At 36.7% G+C, this 20,525-nt stretch carries 14 protein-coding genes; 13 read left to right on the top strand and 1 reads right to left on the bottom strand.

All coding sequences use genetic code 11. The features are described from left to right. Window positions 1–268 precede the first annotated feature (268 nt). The 7 genes from murB to AB1422_01590 all read left to right on the top strand — a co-directional run bounded on the left by murB (window position 269) and on the right by AB1422_01590 (window position 7,788). Complete coding sequence (gene murB / locus AB1422_01620; GenBank protein ID MEW6618045.1) at window positions 269–1,141, top strand: UDP-N-acetylmuramate dehydrogenase; 873 nt, start codon at window positions 269–271, stop codon at window positions 1,139–1,141. After that, a complete protein-coding gene (locus AB1422_01615; protein MEW6618044.1) occupies window positions 1,141–2,103 on the top strand; it encodes a D-alanine--D-alanine ligase in 963 nt (320 codons plus the stop codon). The genes murB and AB1422_01615 overlap by 1 nt, the downstream gene beginning before the upstream one ends. Window positions 2,104–2,202: 99 nt before the next feature. Continuing rightward, window positions 2,203–2,412, top strand: coding sequence for a hypothetical protein (locus AB1422_01610; GenBank protein MEW6618043.1), 210 nt, complete (start codon window positions 2,203–2,205; stop codon window positions 2,410–2,412). Then, entirely contained in the window at window positions 2,366–3,217 is an 852-nt protein-coding gene (locus AB1422_01605; protein ID MEW6618042.1) for a hypothetical protein, read from the top strand. Before AB1422_01610 ends, AB1422_01605 begins: the two co-directional genes overlap by 47 nt. 16 nt (window positions 3,218–3,233) lie before the next feature. Next, the gene (locus AB1422_01600) at window positions 3,234–3,362 is read left to right on the top strand and encodes a hypothetical protein (GenBank protein ID MEW6618041.1); all 129 of its coding nucleotides are present in this window, start codon (window positions 3,234–3,236) and stop codon (window positions 3,360–3,362) included. Between the two features lie 203 nt (window positions 3,363–3,565). Continuing rightward, window positions 3,566–6,784, top strand: coding sequence for a transglutaminase domain-containing protein (locus AB1422_01595; GenBank protein MEW6618040.1), 3,219 nt, complete (start codon window positions 3,566–3,568; stop codon window positions 6,782–6,784). 14 nt (window positions 6,785–6,798) lie between these two features. Beyond that, on the top strand, window positions 6,799–7,788 hold the full coding sequence (locus AB1422_01590; protein ID MEW6618039.1) for a hypothetical protein: 990 nt from the start codon (window positions 6,799–6,801) through the stop codon (window positions 7,786–7,788). 117 nt (window positions 7,789–7,905) lie between these two features. Here AB1422_01590 and AB1422_01585 read toward each other — a convergent pair whose 3' ends face one another. Then, the gene (locus AB1422_01585; protein ID MEW6618038.1) at window positions 7,906–8,226 is read right to left on the bottom strand and encodes a hypothetical protein; all 321 of its coding nucleotides are present in this window, start codon (window positions 8,224–8,226) and stop codon (window positions 7,906–7,908) included. A 54-nt stretch (window positions 8,227–8,280) separates the two neighbouring features. Between AB1422_01585 and AB1422_01580 the strand changes: the two genes are divergently transcribed. From AB1422_01580 to AB1422_01555, 6 genes are all read left to right on the top strand, one after another. Next, a complete protein-coding gene (locus AB1422_01580) occupies window positions 8,281–14,526 on the top strand; it encodes a CARDB domain-containing protein (GenBank protein MEW6618037.1) in 6,246 nt (2,081 codons plus the stop codon). A 246-nt stretch (window positions 14,527–14,772) separates the two neighbouring features. Then, window positions 14,773–15,138, top strand: a complete 366-nt coding sequence (locus AB1422_01575; protein MEW6618036.1) for a four helix bundle protein — start codon at window positions 14,773–14,775, stop codon at window positions 15,136–15,138. A gap of 210 nt (window positions 15,139–15,348) precedes the next feature. Beyond that, window positions 15,349–16,578 carry a cell division protein FtsA gene (ftsA, locus tag AB1422_01570; GenBank protein MEW6618035.1) on the top strand — a complete coding sequence of 410 codons (1,230 nt, stop codon included), beginning with the start codon at window positions 15,349–15,351 and terminating at the stop codon, window positions 16,576–16,578. 151 nt (window positions 16,579–16,729) lie between these two features. Further along, on the top strand, window positions 16,730–17,881 hold the full coding sequence (ftsZ, locus tag AB1422_01565; GenBank protein ID MEW6618034.1) for a cell division protein FtsZ: 1,152 nt from the start codon (window positions 16,730–16,732) through the stop codon (window positions 17,879–17,881). 144 nt (window positions 17,882–18,025) lie between these two features. Beyond that, window positions 18,026–19,147, top strand: a complete 1,122-nt coding sequence (locus tag AB1422_01560) for a type IV pilus twitching motility protein PilT (GenBank protein ID MEW6618033.1) — start codon at window positions 18,026–18,028, stop codon at window positions 19,145–19,147. Further along, on the top strand, window positions 19,125–20,429 hold the full coding sequence (locus tag AB1422_01555; protein ID MEW6618032.1) for a putative glycoside hydrolase: 1,305 nt from the start codon (window positions 19,125–19,127) through the stop codon (window positions 20,427–20,429). Before AB1422_01560 ends, AB1422_01555 begins: the two co-directional genes overlap by 23 nt. Window positions 20,430–20,525: the final 96 nt, after the last annotated feature.

Below are 20,525 nucleotides of genomic sequence, written 5' to 3'. Positions count from 1 at the left end.
CGACTCCCGATTTTCAGGAGAAATGGGTTTGATGGTTTGATGGTTCAGGTGAAATCAGGCTGAAGCCTGCGGCTACCAGCCTTCCCGAATCCCGAACCCCGAGTCCCGAGTCCCGATTTTCAGGAGAAATGGGTTTGATGGTTTGATGGTTCAGGTGAAATCAGGCTGAAGCCTGCGGCTACCAGCCTTCCCGAATCCCGAACCCCGAGTCCCGAGTCCCGATTTTCAGGAGAGACCTGCAAGTTTATCAAATTGGCAAGTATTAAATATGAATTTAGTTTTAGAACTTCAGAAAATAACAAATAAAGTTAAACTTAACGAGCCAATGAGCCGCCATACCCATTTTAAAGTCGGTGGTTTAGCCGATATATTCGTAGAGGTTGGTAATGAGGGGGAATTAAAACAGGTAGTAAGCCTGTGTGCTCAATTTAAGACACCGTTTTTTGTCTTAGGTGGAGGTTCAAATGTTTTAGTCACGGATAAGGGAATTCGCGGGGTCGTTATTAAATTAGTGGATGAATTTAAAAAGATAAGGTGGCTTGACAACGGCAGGATAATTACTGGTGCAGGAGTGGAACTACCAAAATTAGTTAATCTAACTTGTAAAAGAGGATTGAGTGGGTTAGAATTTGCAGTTGGCATCCCGGGAACTATTGGCGGTGCCGTGATAGGCAATGCAGGAATACAGGAAAAATCCATTGGTGACTGTGTTAGTTTCGTTAAAATACTCGATAACAAATTATCTCATAAAGAATGCGGTTTTTCCTACCGAAATAGCAATTTAAGGAAATATGTTATTTTAGAGGTAGAAATTTTATTAAAAAAAGCCGAAATCTCGCACATAATCACTGTTTTGCAAGATTATAAGCAAAAAAGAAAAGATACTCAGCCTCAAGGTTATAGAAATGCCGGCTGTATCTTTAAAAATCCACCAGGAAATTTTGCCGGAAAACTAATTGATGCCGCAGGATTAAAAGGATTAAGAATAGGCGGTGCCTATATTTCCAATAAACATGCTAATTTTATCCTGAATGACGGCACGGCAACCGCAATGGATATATTAAATTTAATTACAAAGATAAAAAAAAGTGTCTTTGATAAATTTGGCATTGGACTGGAAGAAGAAATTATTATTATTTAATGGAAATGGTAGAAATGAAAGAACACTTTTTAGATAAAAAGATAGGGGTTTTGTTGGGTGGTAAGAGTCGTGAGCGGGAGGTGTCATTTCGTTCCGGGAATAAAGTCTTATCTTCACTTCAAAAACAAGGACTTGTAGCGGTAGCCATAGACCCGGCAGAAAAAGATTTTCTGGATAAACTCCAGAATATAGATGTATCCTTTATTGCCCTTCACGGTCGCTACGGAGAAGATGGGTGTGTTCAGGGATTACTGGAATTACTTGACATACCCTATACTGGTTCTGGAGTATTGGCTTCTGCATTAGGTATGGATAAAGTCGCCTCAAAGAGAATATTTAATGCCTGTGATATTCCCACACCTAAATATTATGTTTTTAATTCCGTAAATGAGTTAACTGGTCAATGTGAACAGGTATTAAGAGATTTTGACCTGCCAGTCGTAGCAAAGCCAATATCAGAAGGTTCAAGTATTGGGGTAACGATTGTTAAAAAAAGAAAAGATTTACTTAAGGTTATTGAAGGCATAATGGCAGAATTTAATAATGCCTTTATCGAAGAATTCATTGACGGCACAGAGGTAACTGTGGGAATATTAGGGTGTGGAAATGATATTCAGGCATTACCTATTTTAGAATTAGTGGCAAAAAATGAATTCTATGATTATCACGCAAAATATACTCAAGGAATGACACAATTCGTTATTCCAGCAAGATTACCAGAGGATATTTATCGTAAAACTCAAGAGACGGCTTTAAAGGCACATTTAGCCCTCAACTGCCATGGATTTTCACGGGTAGATATAATCGTAGATAAGACGGGTATCACTTATGTGCATGATGTTAATACTATTCCAGGATTAACGGATTTATCTGACCTACCCGCGTGTGCGAAGGCAGTTGGAATTAGTTATGATGAACTGATACTGAAAATGCTTTATTCAAGTATTATCCCTAAAAAATAGGTAAGCGTTCAGGTGGTGTAACAAAAGGAGATGTGGAGATTAAGGAGATAGGGAGATATTATTAAAAAAATTGAAATTAATAGAAACTAATAGAAATTTATGGAAATTTGTTGTTTTCCACAATCAATTTCTACCTATTTCTATAAATTTCAATCTATTTCTATTATCTTATCTCCATATCACTCTTATCTCCTTATCCCCTTTCTTACACTTTTGATATATAGCCTGAACGGTTACAAAAATAGGAAGGAGGAATGGAGAGATGAAACACAAAGGTTTAGCCCAACAACTAAGTGGCAGAAAAGATAAATGGCGAAGCAAAAAGGGACGAAAGAGACTCATTAAAACATACCTTAAAAAATTTATCAAGTTATCTATCTTAATTTTAGTCATAGTTATTCTCTGGCAAATTATCCAATTACCATTTTTTCTGATGAGTTCTCATAAATTTCAGGTTAAAAAACCAATTATTATTTTAGAAAATAAGGGGATAATCGAAGAAGAAGAGATTTTTAAGACATTTAAAGAGTTTTGCCTCAAGAATTATTCGAGTGTCGAGCCAAGTATATTTAAGATAAAATTTACAGATTTAAAAAATACATTATTAAAAAATCCTAAGATAGAATATATCGTTATTCAGCGAAAATTTCCAAAAGACATAGTGATTAAAATTAAACCACGAAAGCCAGTAGCAAAGATATTAATTGGTTCGCGGGTATTTGGAATTGACAAAAATCTTATTGCTTTTAAAATGGAAAATGAACAAGAATTACCTGTTATCACAGGCATTAGAACTTTAAAAACAGGCATACCGCTTACGAATAAAGAATTAACTGATGCCTTATTAGTTATTTCACAAATAAAAGAACACGAAATTGAATTACTACCTGATCTTTTGTGCATTGATATTGCCCATCAATATGATATATTACTCATTACAAAATTTGACGAGACAAAAATACATCTGGGACATCAATTAGAACCAAAAAGATTAGTTGAAAGATTAAAGGAATTAAAAATAATTTTGGACTACTACCGGGAAAAATCAGAATATCCAGAATATATTGATTTAAGATTTGATAATATTATTGTTAAAGATAGAGAAAAAATCTAATAAAAAATTTGACAAAATGGGTAGTTTTGTGCTACAATGGTATGGGTTGAATAAACCAGCAGGTATTGCCTGTAACAATAAGGGCAATATCTATGTAGTAGATAGAAATAATCAGCAGGTGAAGGTATTTGGATTGTTAGAATAAGTAAAAGAAGGTATTGTAAGCGTCTGTTAAGAACTTGCTGTTCCAAAAAAACAGGTTGTTGTCCTGATGGATGAGGTAGATATCTGGTTAGCTCCCGGCACTACTTATGATAAAATAACCACCGTGTCCATTTTATAATCTTAATTTTCTATTAACTTTAAGGGAATTTATGGTATAATTTTGATAAAAGGAGTGCTAAAAAAATGCAAACTTGGACTAAAAAGTTAAAACCGATTATCTGGGTAGTCTTAATTTGTTTTACTTATACTGCGGTGGGAGGGAATAATTTTGTTTACGCGGCGACTGAGGAAAGAAGCCAGAAGTCAGAAGTCAAAAGTCAGAAAAAAGAAAAGACTACAGCTGAGAAGTGGACAGAGGCAATTGATGAGTTAGTGAAAAGTGAAGAGATAAGGGTTGAGGAGCTGAGAGTTAAAGAGGAAGAACTCAAAGAGCTGGATAAAGAACTCAGGAGAGAGTTTAAAGAGACTGAGGAATTTTTGAAGGATAAGAAACTGCCAGATAAAATACTTCAGCGGCATTATGATTTTGTGAAACAGTATGAGGAAAATTTTGCTAATCTTCAGAGCAGGTTAAGTGTGGCTATTTCAGCTAATAACACAGAGCAAAAAACGAAGATAAAGGAACTGCAAGAGTTTATTGAGAAGGCACAGTATCGCCCCAAACCAAAACCATTAGACCCCAATAAATTACCGCATCGTATGGCACCGAAGTTAACGCCAAAGCCACCAAGGATAAAAGTAGATAGTGGGCAGAAGTCAGTAGACAGATATCAGAAGGCAGAGGGCAGAGGGCAGAATGAAAGGCTAAAGCCTGAACTCCAATCCGCAGTCCGCAATCCACATCCCACATCCCACATCTCACATCCCTTATACGCCTCTGCTGGTTTCCCAGATACCTTTGTGCTAGCTCAGGCGATAGAGGAACAGTCTCCCATCAGTAATTTACCTACGGAAGCTGATTTATCAGAAACCATTGATGTTCAGATAACCCCTGAAATCCGCCAATTAGCCACCAATACCTTAAAAAGCAATCCTGTATTAATCTACGAATATGTCCGCAATAATTTTGACTACGAACCTTACTATGGTTCACTCAAAGGGAGTCAAGAAACCTTATGGGAAAAAGCAGGCAATGACTTTGATTTAGCATCTTTATTAATTGCTCTCTATCGAGCTGCCAACATCCCCGCCCGCTATGTCTATGGCACGATTGAAATACCCATCGAACAGGCAATGAATTGGGTGGGAGTGAAAGATAAAAAAACCTGTGGTGATATGTTTGCCAGTGGTGGAATACCATCTGCTTTAGGTATAAGTGGTGGTGAGATTTCAAAGCTAAAAATAGAACATGTTTGGGTAGAGATTTATATTCCTTATCTGCCAGATGAAGGAGTAAGTATTTCAAGAGGAAATAAAATGTGGGTTTCACTTGACCCAAGTTTTAAACAGTATACCACTAAGGAAGATATAGACTTATCTTTACAATTACAGTTTGATACAAATGCATATCTCAGTGGGACCAAGACTATTTCACCAGTATTAGAATATTTTAATCAACTTGTTGATTATCTTAATGCTAACATGCCAGATAAGAAATTAGTAGACATTTTAAGATTAAAGGGGATAATTAAAGAAGAATTTGGTATTTTACCTGATTCACTTGCTTATGATACTCTTGCAGTTTTGGATAAATACTCTGAAATTCCAGGTGAGTTAAGACATAAGATAAGTTTTAAGGTTGGTGGGATAGATTATACCGTAAGATTCCCTGAATTAGCAGGAAAAAGAATAACATTATCATACATCCCAGCAGCTTCTGATGATGAAAAGATAGCTAAAGAGTATGGTGGATTATATTATGCCCCTGCTTACCTAACGAATTTAAAACCTGTGTTACGGGTGGAAGGAGAAACTAAAATTGTTGGTTTAGAAGTAAAGATGGGAACTACTCAAAACTTCACTATCCAATTTGTATCACCAGAAGGTTTAATTGATATTACTACTAAAGAGATAACTGGAGGAAGTTACTATGCTATTGGTTTAAATATGCAAAACATACCGTCACAACTTATAGATCAACGGATAGATAAGTTTTTAGATGCTAAAGACTTGTTTGGTATCCTAAATATCAAAAATGAGAAAAGAGATGATTTTGTAGGTGAGATACTTTACGACACCCTTCTATTTTACTTTCAAAAACTTGATAAATCTTATACATTATTAGAACAATTAATGCATGTGGTTAAAACTAAAGGAATCTCTGAAGGCACAATGGCATTTGAACTCAATACAACTTATTTATTTCAGATTCCCAAGAGCATAGAGATTAGTAAGCTATCTATGGATATTGATAGAATAATTGTTACTCCTTTTGTAGATGATGGAAACTTTAGTAAGCAGTTACAATTTATGAGGATAAGTGGAATGGAGGCTTCTTATTGGGAACATGCATTACTTGAGGAATGTTATGGCTTATCTTCAATTTCAGCAGTGAAATTACTTCGAATAGCAAATCAAAGAGGAATAACTATACATAATTTCAACAGTAATAATGCAGGAGAAATTATACCGCAACTTGGCGTCTCTGATACAGTAAAGGAAGAATTATGGAATTATGTAAATGCAGGTAGAACAATAACCATACCTCAAACAAATATTTCAGTTAATAATTGGAATGGAGTAGGATACATAGCTATGGATTTGGAAACAGGTGCAGGTGGATATATAATTTCAGGTGAGTTAGCTGGAGGAACGAATGATACATATATCCCAGGATATATGGTACATTACCTTACAGGAACTACCCCAAAGGATTTTAAAGTAGATATGAGCAGGGCATGGGCAATACTGTGTCTGGGAAAACCTGAGAGAGGATTTGGGGGATGGATTAAGAGGATTTGTGGTTGGGGGATAGAACATATCTATGATGTTGCAGATGGATTATATGCTCGAGGATATAATGTAGTCTATGGAGAGACTTTTACTAAAAATGATTTTAATACGCTATTAGCTCAAAATAGAACACATAAAGACGTTTTCTACTTTATGGGACATGGAGGAGGAGTAACAGGAAATCTTATTCTTGATCCAAAAGATGGAGAGCAAGATATTAGTCCAGATGATGTATCTGGAGATTTTAAAATAGTATTCTTGAGTGGATGTCATACTTTCAAAAAAGGTAGGGAGTTTGCTAAGGTTTTGGGGATAAATGAATCTGAAGAAGGTAAGGAAATATTTATTGGATATAAAGGAATTATTATTGGGAAATCATGGATAAATGCATTAAATTTTTGGGAGTTAATGATTAGTAGTTTCACAGCAGGCGAATCTATGGAAGTACTCCTTACTAATAGGGAACATATTGGCGATATTAATACAGTTTTGGACCCATCTATTCCTTAGTAAGAGGATATTTTATGAATGAAGTTAAAAAGAAGAGATTAGGAACTATGATATGGATATTTATATTATTAATAATAGTATATCCTGTTTACTATTATGGGCCTATTGGATATTTCATTGCTTCTCTTTATATCAATGGTTGGTTAAATAACTTAGAGATTAGAGAAAGTTATGAACCATTTCCACCTGTTAGAGAAGATAATATTATTGCATCGGGAAGTGATTTGTTGAAAAAATTAGGGATTCATATTAATGCTACACCAGTATGTAACAAAATTAGGAGTTTAACTAATCCTTATGAATATTATATAGTATGGGAAAATGATAAAACACGGGTAGGTTTAACTATAAGCAGATATAAAAAGATGATAGTTGGTTTTTCTTATTCTCAGAAACAAAAATCTCTTTTATATAATAAGAATCCTATTTCTCAAAATGAAGCCTTGCAAAAAGCAGAGGAATATTTATCTTTAATAGGTAGCCCCAAGGATGCTGTGTTAAAAGAGATAAAAAAAATAAGGACAGATAGTCTTCATAGTTCTCCTTTTTATGCATGGAAAATTAGATGGGTAAAAAACAGAGAAGGATATGAGTTTAGAGATCAAGTTCATGGGAGTGTTGATATTATAATAAAAGTAGATATCTATACAGGTGAGTTATTGTTCTATTCTAAAAGTCCTTGGTGGCTAATAAGTTCAAATTGTCCTTTAAATGTTAAGGTGACAAAAAAACAAGCGATTGCTAAAACAAAGAGATTTTTTGAATGGGTATTGAAGCATAAAGTCTTAAAGGTTAAGTCAGCAAAATTATATATTGTGTCACCAAATTATACTTATCTTATGATTCCTCCCTATGATAAGTTTAATACTGAGACAAGATTAACATGGGTTGTGGAGGTGAAAACTAAAGACATGGATAAAGAAATACATTCAGAATTAAGATATAGAGAAGGGATAGCCCGAATAGATGCGAGTAATAAGAAATTTTTAGATCTTTACTTTTAAGATGATATACATGATGAAATATAAGGTAAAATGAAGATATGGATTTATATCGCTATATTAATTGGAGGATTGACAAGTTGGGCTCTTACTTATACAGGAGGGGGTACACCTAATCTTTTATTGTCTATTTGTTTTAGTATAGTATTTTTTGTCTTTGGATTTCTTTTTGGTGGTATAATAAGTGCTGTTATTCTCTGGATAGTTAATTTTATCCGATGGGGTAGTAAGGAGAACATACATACCTCTTTCTGCTGAAATTAAAGGGAAATTTGGTATTCTTAGTGCAACTTGTATAAGAGGAGCATTTTGGGTAGTGGATTTTATTATAGAGGAAAGTACTTCTCGAACTTGTTTCCACATAGAAATATGGCTGATAATATTAGGATTTGCACTTTTAAGTACAATCGGGAGAGGTATTGGAGGAGCAATTATTGGCAAAAAAGGAAGGAATTCTACCAATATTAAGTTTAGATGGGGAAAGGTAAAAGAAAGATGAGTAAATTCAAATGTTTAATATTTGTAGTACTTTTTGGTGGATTAATCCCAATCCATGTAGAGGCTCAAGATGTAGCAATTGATAAAGGTGTCCAATGGCTAAAAGATACTCAGAGTTCTAATGGTTGTTGGGGTACTGAGACTGTGTATCCAAGTACTCTCTTTAGAGATACTTGCCTTATTGCTGATACCTTATGTTATCTTAATCTCTTAGATACTCCAACTATAAATGTTGTTAATTGGATTACAAGTCAAGATACTACTTGTATTCGTCAATTAGCAAGAAAGATAAATACATTAGCAACTTTTGGTACTCAGACTACTCCGCTTATCGGTACACTTACCTTAGCCCAAAATAGTGATGGTGGCTGGGGAATTAATAAAGGATTTAAAAGCACTATACTAAATACTATCTTAGTACTAAAAGCTCTTTGTATGGCTAATTATTCTGATACCACCATCATTAACAATGCCATCTCTTACATCTCGGCTAACCAGAACCCAGATGGAAGCTGGGGATTTACTTCTGAGAGTGGAAGTAACATTTATCTTACTGCTTTAGTACTTCTTGTACTTAACCAGTATCGCCTGGATTTTTATGTTGAGCCTGCAATTGATAAAGCAGTTGAGTGGCTTATATCCCAGCAAAATGCAGATGGTAGTTTTAGGAATAGTATCTGGGAAACAGCATTGGCATATTCTGCGATTGCAAATTGCGGATTGCGGATTGCGGATTTAGAGAAGACATTAGAATATATTTTGGATGCTCAAGATGAAGACGGCAGTTGGAATCAAGATGCCTATACTACGGCCTTAGCATTGCGGGCATTGAAGGATTCGGCACCAGACCTGGCGATAAGTTGGCAAGATATTACCTTTGAACCTGAGGTGCCTGTTGAAGGTGAGCCTGTGACGATTAAAGCGACTATCTGGAATTATGGTGGCACACCGGTTAAGGATGTGGAAGGAGTCATTAGTCATCAGTCATTAGCCATTGGTGAGATAGAAGATGGAGGAAGTGCAACGGTGAGTTTGGTAGGGACATTTACGGCGGGGACGCATAAGATTGTTGTAGAGGTTGACCCGGCGAATCAAATTAAAGAGCGGGATGAGACAAATAACATCGCCGAGAAGAACCTGACAGTGGCAACATTACCTGATTTAACTGCCAGCATTTCATTTAACCCAATAAATCCTCAAGAGGGAGATGTAGTAGCTATTAAGGTCATAGTTTATAATCTGGGTGAGTCAGCCGCAAAGGATGTTGTGGTAGAGTTATATGATGGAAATCCTGCGGAAAATGGTTATGAATTGGGCACATCTACCTGTGCTTTATTACCAGGTGGAGCACAGGCTGAACTTACACTTGATTATGGACCACTCCCGGCTGGAATTTATGATATCTATGTGGTAGTTGACCCAGCAAAGAGCATCGTTGAATCCAATAAGGCAAATAATATCATCTCTAAAACCCTTACAGTCAAAGGGACGCCTACTATATCAGCACCTACCGGATTAATTGCTATTCCAGGCAATAGTATGATAGACCTGAGCTGGAATGCAAATCCTGAAGGAAATCTGGCTGGATACAATTTATATCGAAATGGGGTTAAGATAAATACAGCGTTGATTATCTCTACAAACTATCGAGATACAGGATTGATTAATGGACTAATTTATACCTATACTGTCACCGCAGTAGATAAAGAAGGGAATGAAAGTGAGCATTCTGCATCTGTATGTGCTACACCTCAAGGCTATTACATCAATCCACCGACTATTACCTTTCCTACCATTGCCGGGACACCCATCTGGGTTAATACTACTCCTATAACTATCTCTGGAAAAACAGAGCCAAATATAGAGGTTGAAGTATTTGCTAATGGTATATCTTTTGGAATAACTATGGCTGATGATGATGGGACATTTACCTTTACAGGAGTAGGTTTAATCGAAGGAACAAATACTATTACTGTGGTAGCAATTAAAGATAGTTATAGGAGTCAACCTTCATTACCAATAGTCATTATATTAGATACTACACCACCCCAAGCACCAACAGGGTTAAAGGCAACACCAGGGAACAAATTTGTCTATTTAAATTGGACTGCTAATACTGAATCCGATTTAGCCGGATATAACATATATCGTGATGGGAGTAAAATTAACCCAACTATAATAGTTGGGACTTTGTATTGGGATATTGGACTTACCAATGGCCAGGAATATGCTTATAGGATAACAGCCTTAGATAAAGCAGGTAATGAAAGTGAAAAATCAATAGAAGCAAAGGCTACACCATCAGAGGTGTTACCGGAGGTTAAGGTAGGTGTAGTAGGGCACTTTTATATGGAGGTGGCTAACAGGCTAAATAGTAATGAGTTGCCTATTGTGGGAGTAACAGAACAAAATTACATCTATGAGCATCTTAAAGATTATGAGGTGATTGTAGTTACTGAGCATGATTATAAAATTACTACACAGGAGGCAGAGGCGATAAGAGAGTATCTTAATAAAGGAGGGGCAGTATTCTTAGCCCAGGATGATATTGGAGCAGAGTGGTGGATACATGATATAATTTTCCCTCTTTTTGGAATTAGCGCATCAACAGAGAAACATTTTACCGCTCCATTTACTTTTAAGAACTCTTTCTTTGCCCAGGGAGTGAGTGATTTGGGAAGTATAGCTGATCCGGATAACGATAAATTTGAGTTAGATGGTGCACAACCTTTATTAGTTGATAAATATGAAGATGTATTTATTTGCTATCAGGGACATAAAACAGTTTTAATGGCGGAAGAGATATATGCCTCATGGGATAGTGGAGGAGTGTTAGATGCCTCCCCGGGTGATTGGATTCAATTATTCAGAAATATAATCAAATGGTTATTGATGAAGCCGGATATTACACTTTCCGAATCAGATATATCTTTTTCAAATTCAAACCCAATAGAAGGTGAATATCTAACAATTACAGCTATAATTCATAATATTGGTGAGCTTGAGGCAAATGATATCTGGTTGAATTTTTATGATGGAAATCCTGCGGATGGTGGAATTTTAATAGGGACAAAAACAATAGCAACTATTCTCCCACACTCTACAGAAACAGCTCAAATTAATTGGGTGTCAACTATTGGAATACACAATATTTATGTAGTTGTCGACCCATTAGATACGATAAAAGAGATGAATGAAACTAATAACTTTGCTTCTGTTTCTATAACAGTAATTAGTGGTATGGTTCCAAAACCAGATTTGAGCATAGGCAAAGATGATATTACCTTTTCACCTTCCCAGCCAACCGAAGGCAAGCCAGTTGTTATCACCTCGGTAGTTCATAACCAGGGTGGGATTTCAGCAAATAATGTGGTTGTTCAGTTCTTTGATGGCAATCCAGATATACCAGGAAGCAACGAGATAGGAGTAAGCAATATTTCCCAAATTCTTGCTGGAGGGGTGGCAACTGCTCAGATAACCTGGGATACATTAAGCCAGAGTGGGCAAAATTATATCTATGTTATAGTAGATCCAGACAACCTGATTGATGAGTCTAATGAAGTTAATAATATCACTCATAAAGCCATAGATATAGCCATTCCAGATAAGCCAGACTTGAGTATAGATAGTATCTCTTTCTCCAACCCAACCCCAACGGAAGGCGATGAGGTAGTAATTACGGCGGTAGTGCATAATTATGGTCAAGAGGTCTGCGGAGTTAAGGTTCGATTTTCAGATATGGGTGATGTAGTAGTATCCTCAATTCCGCTGGCAGGAACAAAGGATGTTTCCTTAATCTGGAATACCCTGGGCAACGCAGGTGAGCGTGAGATTATCGTTACGGCTGACCCGGATTCACAGATTGAAGAGTTAGACGAGACCAATAATTCATATCAAAAGACCATTCTGATTAACCCCGCCCAATTTAGTTTGAGGGCATCAACTAACAAAGCTACTTATACTGCCTTTGAAAAGGTAGATATTCAAATAGAGGTAACTAATCTGAGTAATCTGGTAAAAGACCTGATGGCTGAGATAGAAATTGTTGATATAAAAGGTAATTTGGTAGATAAAGTAGGGACAGTGTCGATAGCCGGGATTACTCCAGCAGAACAAAGAAACTATTCCCTTATCTGGAACACCAGAGATGTTATATCTGCAGATTATCAGGTAAAGGCAGTATTGAGTGAGGTAGGAATACCCAGAGTTCAAACCACGGATAATTTTGCTATTTTGCCAGTATTAGAGATAGATGCATCAGTGGCTACTGACAAAATTTCTTATTCTGCTAACACAGATGTAACTATCCTGAGTAATATAAAGAGTCAGAGCCCTAATTTTACCTTTGAGAATCTGGTAGTTGAAATAGCAATTACTAATGATGTTGGAAAACCTATTTTTACTGACCAAAAGCCTATTCCCATTCTTTTACCAGAGGCAAGAAAGGACCTAAAATCGTATTGGAATACACTCACAAATTCAGCGGGCACCTATTCTGTCACTCAAATAGTCTATTACCAGAATGAACCCATACATCAAGCCACTGCTTCTTTTAAGATACTCTCCAGTTTAGAAAGTGGGACGGGCATTAAGGGACAGATTGGAGCAGAACCGAAGGTAGTTGAAGGTCCTGCCGCCTTTACCTTGAATTATTCCTTAACCAACATAGGTAATATTGACCTGGGTAGTTTAACTGTTAATAAACTTATAATTGACCCGGAGACAAAAGCAGTAGTTAAGACATTCACCGAAGTAATTAATTTGCCTATGGGTGCAAATTATGGCAGTAGTCTGGTAGTAGAGACAGCCGGGTTGGAGGCTAAGTCATATCTGCTTGCGTTACAGGCAGAAGCAGAAGGAAAGACAATATCTATTGCCAGTAGTTATGTCAGGGTAATTGACATCATTCCACCCGTAACAACTATTTCTATTGGCATTCCAAACTACCAGGAGACTATTGTCAGTGGAGTTACACCGTTTACACTAACTTCAGTTGACAATTTCTCAGGAATAGGATATACGGAATACAATGTTGATAATCAATCCTGGATTAGAGCCGGGATATTTACTTTAGCCGGGTATGAAGATGGGACACATACGATTTATTACCGTGGGGTAGATAAGGCTGGGAATACAGAAACAACAAAGAATATCACTGTGATTTTGGATACGACTTCACCGAAGGTAGAGCTAATTTCACCCTCAAAGGAAAATGTTGGTGTCTGTCAGATATTTCAAGGGACAATAACTATTTTCGGGACAATAGAGGATATTCATTTAGAAGATTACAAGATAAGTTATGCACAAGGGACAGATACTCCTACATGGACAGAATTAACTAAAGGAACTGTCTCATTGATAGAATTCAAATGGGAGACATCAAAATTAACTCAAGACTCATACTATACCTTAAAAGTAACAACAGAAGATAAGGTAACTAATTTAATAGAAGATAGTGTGGTAATATTTATTGGTAAACCAGAACTTTTAACCACTATTAGTTATGAAAAGGGGAAATTTCACCCCAGCTATGTGGCTTTAGACAGGGAAGAAAATATCTATGTTACTAACCATTCCAACACTGGAGAGATACTAAAATTTGACTCAAAAGGAGGGTTAATAGAGATAATTGGACAGGATGAAGGATTAAATCATCCAGAAGGAATTGCCATAGACAGTGAAGATAATCTTTATGTCGCAGATACTAATAACAATCGGATAGTAAAGTTTGATAAAGATGGAAGATTAATTATGGAGATAGGTAAAGGCTTTAACAAGCCAACTGGGGTAACATTAGATGAAAAAGGTAATATCTATGTTACAGATTCCAATAACAATCGAATATTAAAATTTAATCAAGCAGGAGAATTACTCATAGAAATAGGTAATCAACTACTAAACAAACCAGCAGGAATATTCGTAGATGAGCAAGGTAATATTTATGTTGCAGATAGAAATAATGACCGGGTATTAAAGTTTGATAAAGAAGGAATTTTGCAGATGCAAATTAAGGAAGACGGCAAGTTTAACAAGCCTGAAGGCATAGTAGTAAATGGTCAGGGATATATTTATATCTCAGATACGAACAATAACCGAATAAAAAAATTTGACAAAATGGGTAGTTTTGTGCTACAATGGTATGGTTTGAATAAACCAGCAGGTATTGCCTGTGACAATAAGGGCAATATCTATGTAGTAGATAGAAATAATCAGCAAGTAAAGGTATTTGGACTGTTAGAATAAATAGGGTTTCACGAAATTAAAAGTAAGTAATTGGTTAACTGATAAGAGGTAACTAGTGCTCTGTCGCCATTCAAGTGATTGATTGGCCGTTGTCCCCCGCTGGCGGGAGTCTTATCGTTACCCACAAGTTGGGTAACAAGATGAGGTAAGCAAGGATAAACTATAAAGGGGAGATTAGAGATTGCAGGAGAGCGGAGTGAGTGGCAAAATTCCAAATCACAAATTCCAAAATACAAATAAATTCCAATGACCAAAATTCAAAATTCCAAACAATATGATTTAGAAGAAAGAACTTATCAATTTGCTCAAGAGGTTGCTTTATTCTGTAAGAAACTACCTAAAACTATTACTAATATCGAATATGTAAAGCAAATAATTAGGGCTTCGGGTTCAGTTGGAGCAAACTATATTGAGGCAAATGAGTCTTTAGGCTCGAAAGATTTTAAGATGAGAATAAAGATTTGTCGTAAAGAATCAAAAGAATCTGCTTATTGGTTAAGATTAATAATTGGAACTAACGATGAAAAATTTAAACAAGAAGGAGAAAGGCTTTTCAAGGAGGCAATAGAATTGAAGAAAATTTTTTCTTCAATTATTGAAAAGTCTAAATGAATTTTTATCGTTGTAATATAAACTTTGGAATTTAGTGTTTGGAATTTGGAATTTATTTGGAATTTGGTGCTTGGAATTTGGAATTTCTATCTAATCTGTCCACTAAAAGATGTGGGTAATGATTAGGCCAGGGGGGACATCAATTGAGTAGCGACAGAGCACTAGTTACCGTTCCCTAATTACCAATTACCAAAAATAAGGAGATATTAAATGGCAAAAGAAGATATAATCGTTGGATTGGATATAGGGACAACAAAGGTTTGTGCCGTTATAGGAGAGATTGACGAAGATAGGGTAGAAATAATCGGTGTGGGCACCAGCCCCTCTCATGGATTACGAAAAGGGGTAGTTGTAAATATTGATTCTACGGTTAAATCTATTGAGAATGCAGTCAGTGAAGCAGAACTTATGGCCGGTGTAGAGGTATCATCGGTATTTGCTGGTATTGCCGGTGGGCATATAAAAGGGATGAATAGTCATGGTGTCATTGCTATTTCAAGGGGTCGCGAGGTAACTCAGGCAGATGTCGAACGCGTCATAGATGCCGCCAAAGCCGTATCTATCCCACTTGACCGCGAAGTAATTCATGTTTTACCACAACAATTTATTATCGACGGTCAGGATGGAATAAAAGAACCCGTTGGAATGTCTGGAGTTCGATTAGAAGTAGAAATTCATATTGTTACCGGCGCCGTGACCTCGGCTCAAAATATTATCAAATGTGTTAATCGAGCCGGCTTTGAGGTGGATGATATTGTCCTTGAACCTTTAGCTGATGCCTATGCAGTTTTAACTGAAGATGAAAAAGATTTAGGTATTGTTCTGGTAGATATTGGTGGTGGAACAACCGATATTGTTATCTTCATTGATGGAAGTATCTGGCACACAGGCGTTTTATCTATTGGTGGAGATAATGTGACGAAAGATATATCTGTTGGATTACGAACACCAATTGTTGAGGCAGAGAAGATTAAAATAAATTATGGCTGTTGTATGGGTTCTTTAATTAAAAATGGCGAAACGATTGGTATTCCATCAGTAGGAGAATACAAAGAAAGAACTTTGCCGCGACAGGTATTAGCTGAGATTATTGAACCACGAATGGAAGAAATCTTCAGCTTGATAAATCAAGAAATAAGAATGACGGGCTATGAAAATTTAGTTACTTCAGGAGTTGTTTTAACGGGCGGCGCTTCGATGTTAGAAGGCACAGCCGCATTAGCCGAACGGGTATTTGATTTACCCGTTAGAATTGGTTTCCCACGGGGAGTAAGTGGTTTAGTCGATGTGGTTAATTCACCACTATACTCAACGGGTGTCGGACTGGTAACTTATGGTATGATGCATAAATTAGAAGGCAAGAAAACTAAATTGGGTGGAAGAAATGCCTTTCAAAGAGTTCTGAATCGAATGAAAGAATGGGTTGGAGAATTCTTTTAGATGTTGGATTGATGGAAATCTTTTCCCAATCTAAAATCCAAAATTAATAGGGCTTCACGAAATTATAAACTAACTAATCGGTTAAGTGGTAACTGGTAATTGGTAACTAATTACCAGTTACCAGTTACCAAACACAAGGGGGTAAAAATTCATGGGTTTTGAATTTGAAAATGATGTAACATCACCAACGAAGATTAAAGTAATTGGTGTTGGCGGAGGGGGAAGTAATGCGGTCAATGGTATGTTTGCTAATCGAATGAGCAATAGCTGTATTGAATTTATAGTAACTAATACGGATGCCCAGGCGCTAAAAACATCAATTGTCCCATACAAAATACAGATTGGTGATAAATTGACCAAAGGGTTAGGTGCTGGGTCTAATCCAGAAATAGGACAGCGAGCCGCACAAGAAGATAGAGAAACACTCCAGGAAGCATTAGTCGGATCAGATATGATATTTATCACCGCGGGTATGGGTGGTGGAACAGGTACAGGAGCCGCACCAATTATTGCGGAAATTGCACGGGAATCAGGTGCTCTTACTGTTGCCGTTGTGACTAAACCATTTTTATTTGAGGGACAAAAACGCATCCAGCAGGGTGAATTAGGTTTAGCAGAACTCGTTGATAAGGTTGATACACTTATTACCATTCCCAATCAAAAATTATTAGGTGTTGTTGAAAAAAATACAACTATCCTGGATGCCTTTAAAGTCGCAGATAATGTCTTAAGACAGGCTATTCAAGGAATATCAGATTTAATTACTATCCCGGGAATAATTAATCTTGATTTTGCCGATGTGCGGACGATTATGTCTTCTAAAGGAAATGCACTGATGGGCATTGGAGTCGGCACCGGTGAAAATCGAGCCCTACATGCCGCTCAACATGCCGTTTCATCCCCCTTGTTAGAAGAAGCATCTATTGAGGGTGCTCAAGGAATATTGATAAATATTACTGGTGGAACAGATATGCTTTTATCCGAAATAGATGAAGCCGCTACTTTTATTACAGAAAAGGCAGATAGAAATGCAAATATTATCTTCGGTGCGGTTACTTCTGAAGCGATTCAGGGTGAAATAAAAATTACAGTTATTGCCACGGGATTTGGGAAAACAGTTCCAAAAATAGAACGAGTGCCACAATCACAAGCGAAAACAATAGATATGGAAAGTTTCAAAGGAGAAAAAATATTTAAAAAAGCCGAATATGAAAAACAACAGGAAGCAATCCAGGAAAGAATTAATGTTTATAATAGCGACCTCTTCGAAATCCCTACTTTCTTAAGAAGACAGGCAGATTGAATTAAGTAGATAGTAGACAGAATATTCCTTAATCTGACTACTAACTACTATTTTCGAAAGGAGATAAAAATAGTGATTAGTAACCAGTGGACAGTAATTACTGACTACTGACTACTAACTAGTGACTACTATTTTCAGAAGAAGATGCATGTTAATGAATATTTACGAAAAATGGTAAATGAAAAAGCCTCAGATATGTATCTTAAAGTAGGTAGTCCACCGGTCTTGCGGATAGATGGTAAATTAACCTATATGATGCAAGATAATAGAGTGGATGTATTTCCCAGACTTTCACCAGCGGAAACCTCGGAATTAGCCTATTCGATTATGAATGATGACCAAAAACGGAAATTTGAAGAAAGCTATGAATTGGATTTAGCCTATAGTGCCTCCGGGATTGGTAGATTTAGATGTAATATGTTTTGTCAAAGAAATACCACAGCACTTGTTTTTAGAATGATTCCTTTTGAGATACCGGGTTTTGAAGAGTTATATTTGCCTGAGGTAATTCGGGATTTAGCCAGTATCCCAAGGGGATTAATTGTCGTTACCGGGGCGACGGGTTCAGGTAAATCTACAACTTTAGCCGCAATGCTTGACCACATAAATTCTACTCGTCGGGCTCATGTCGTTACGGTGGAAGACCCAATTGAATTTCTACATCGAGATCGGGAATCGGTTATTGAACAACGAGAAGTAGAAATGGATACCCTTTCCTTTGCTGAGGCACTAAAACACATTGTTCGTCAAAATCCAGATGTGATACTGATAGGTGAAATGCGTGATATAGAAAGTCTCTCAGCGTGCTTGTCTGCCGCAGAAACCGGACATTTAGTATTAACAACAATGCACACAATTGATGCCCCTCAAACAGTAGAACGAATAATTAATTTCTTCCCACCTTATCAACATAACCAGGTGCGGATGCAGCTCTCACTTGTCTTGAAAGGCATAGTTTCTCTACGATTATTACCAAGAGCGGATGGTCATGGTCGGGTGCCGGCTGTGGAAATTTTGACCGTAACACCGTTAGTCCGAAAGTTAATCGAAGAAGGAAAAACACCTCAAATTTCCTCAGCTATTACTGGCGGAAAATTTTATGGGATGCAATCATTTAATCAATCATTGGTCTACCTTTATCAAAATGGTTTAGTTACCTTTGAAGATGCACTCGATGCCTCCAGTAATCCTGAAGAGTTTAGATTGAATGTTCGTGGAATTTACGCCGGCGGAACTGAAGTCTATGAATTTAAACAGGAAGAATAAACTGATTTTAATATTCCTTATCTGTCTTATATATCCTATCTGCCCTATAAACAGTGAGGCACAATTTACCTCGCCAGGCTCACCTACTGCAATCTCGTCACCATTTAAAGTCAAAGGAATCCATATTACCAGTTGGGTTGCAGGGAGTAAAAACCTCTTTCAAAAAACCCTCAATTTAATCAATGAAACTGAACTTAATACCGTAGTAATTGACATTAAAGAAGTAGATGGAATTATTGCCTACGATGTAGATGTGCCATTGGCAAAAGAAATTAAGGCTGTTAAGAGACGAATTAAAAATATTGATGAAATTATCGCTTTATGTGATGAATACGGCCTCTACAAAATTGCCAGAATTACTGTATTTAAAGATAATTGGCTGGCAACCAAAAAACCATATTTAGCGGTTATGGATAAATCAGGTAAGGTTTGGCGCGACGACAAAGGTCAAAGTTGGGTCAATCCTTATCTAAAAGAGGTCTGGAAATATAATGTTGATATTGCTATGGATGCGATTAAGAGAGGTTTTGATGAAATTCAGTTCGATTATGTCAGATTCCCGTCAGATGGCTTGATAAGTAATTGTTGGTATGGCGAGGAACATTCTACGCAAAAACAGGCAGATACCATTATTGAATTTATCAAATTTGCTAAACAAACACTCGGCGCAGCTGCATTTTTATCCATAGATGTTTTTGGTTTAACTACGCTTTGCAAAAATGGGATTGGTATAGGTCAAAAATTTAAGCAGATAGCTGAATATGTAGATTTTATCTCACCAATGGTCTATCCTTCTCACTATGCCAAAGGCTCTTATGGCATATCTAACCCTGATTCGCAACCTTATAAAACTATTTTCTTAAGTATAAAAGATGCAAATCAACAGATTAAAGAGACAAACTGTAAAATTCGACCCTGGCTCCAGGATTTTTCACTTGAATACACCTATGGGGCAAAAGAAGTCAGAGACCAAATCAATGCGCTCTATGCTCACGGAGTAGATGAATGGCTACTCTGGAATCCAGGATGTAAATATACCAAAAATGCCTTATTGACAGAGGATAACATCAGATTTGTCCCACACCAGATTTTACCCAAACAATTTCTGGAATCCTCTCCTTTACTTATTAATTTACCATTATCCTACTCTGTTCCAAATACCTTTACCCTTCAGCCAACTTTAACCCTTCAAGATAAATGTGAAATATCCAAAGAATCATCTACTGTTACTGAAAGTGGGAAACGAGAAAAGGTGGAAATGGATAAAGTAAGGCACGAGTAATTATAGCACTTATTAATCGAAATTTGACCCAGATATGGCTATGAAATTCCAAATCACAAATTCCAAATTCCGTAAGCGTTCAGGTGGTGTAACAAA

It is taken from the genome of bacterium (genome assembly GCA_040757115.1).
In the GTDB taxonomy this organism is placed as follows: domain Bacteria; phylum UBA9089; class CG2-30-40-21; order CG2-30-40-21; family SBAY01; genus JBFLXS01.
The sequence above is the reverse complement of the archived record's forward strand: the minus strand, read 5'-3'. Positions and strand labels throughout refer to the sequence as shown.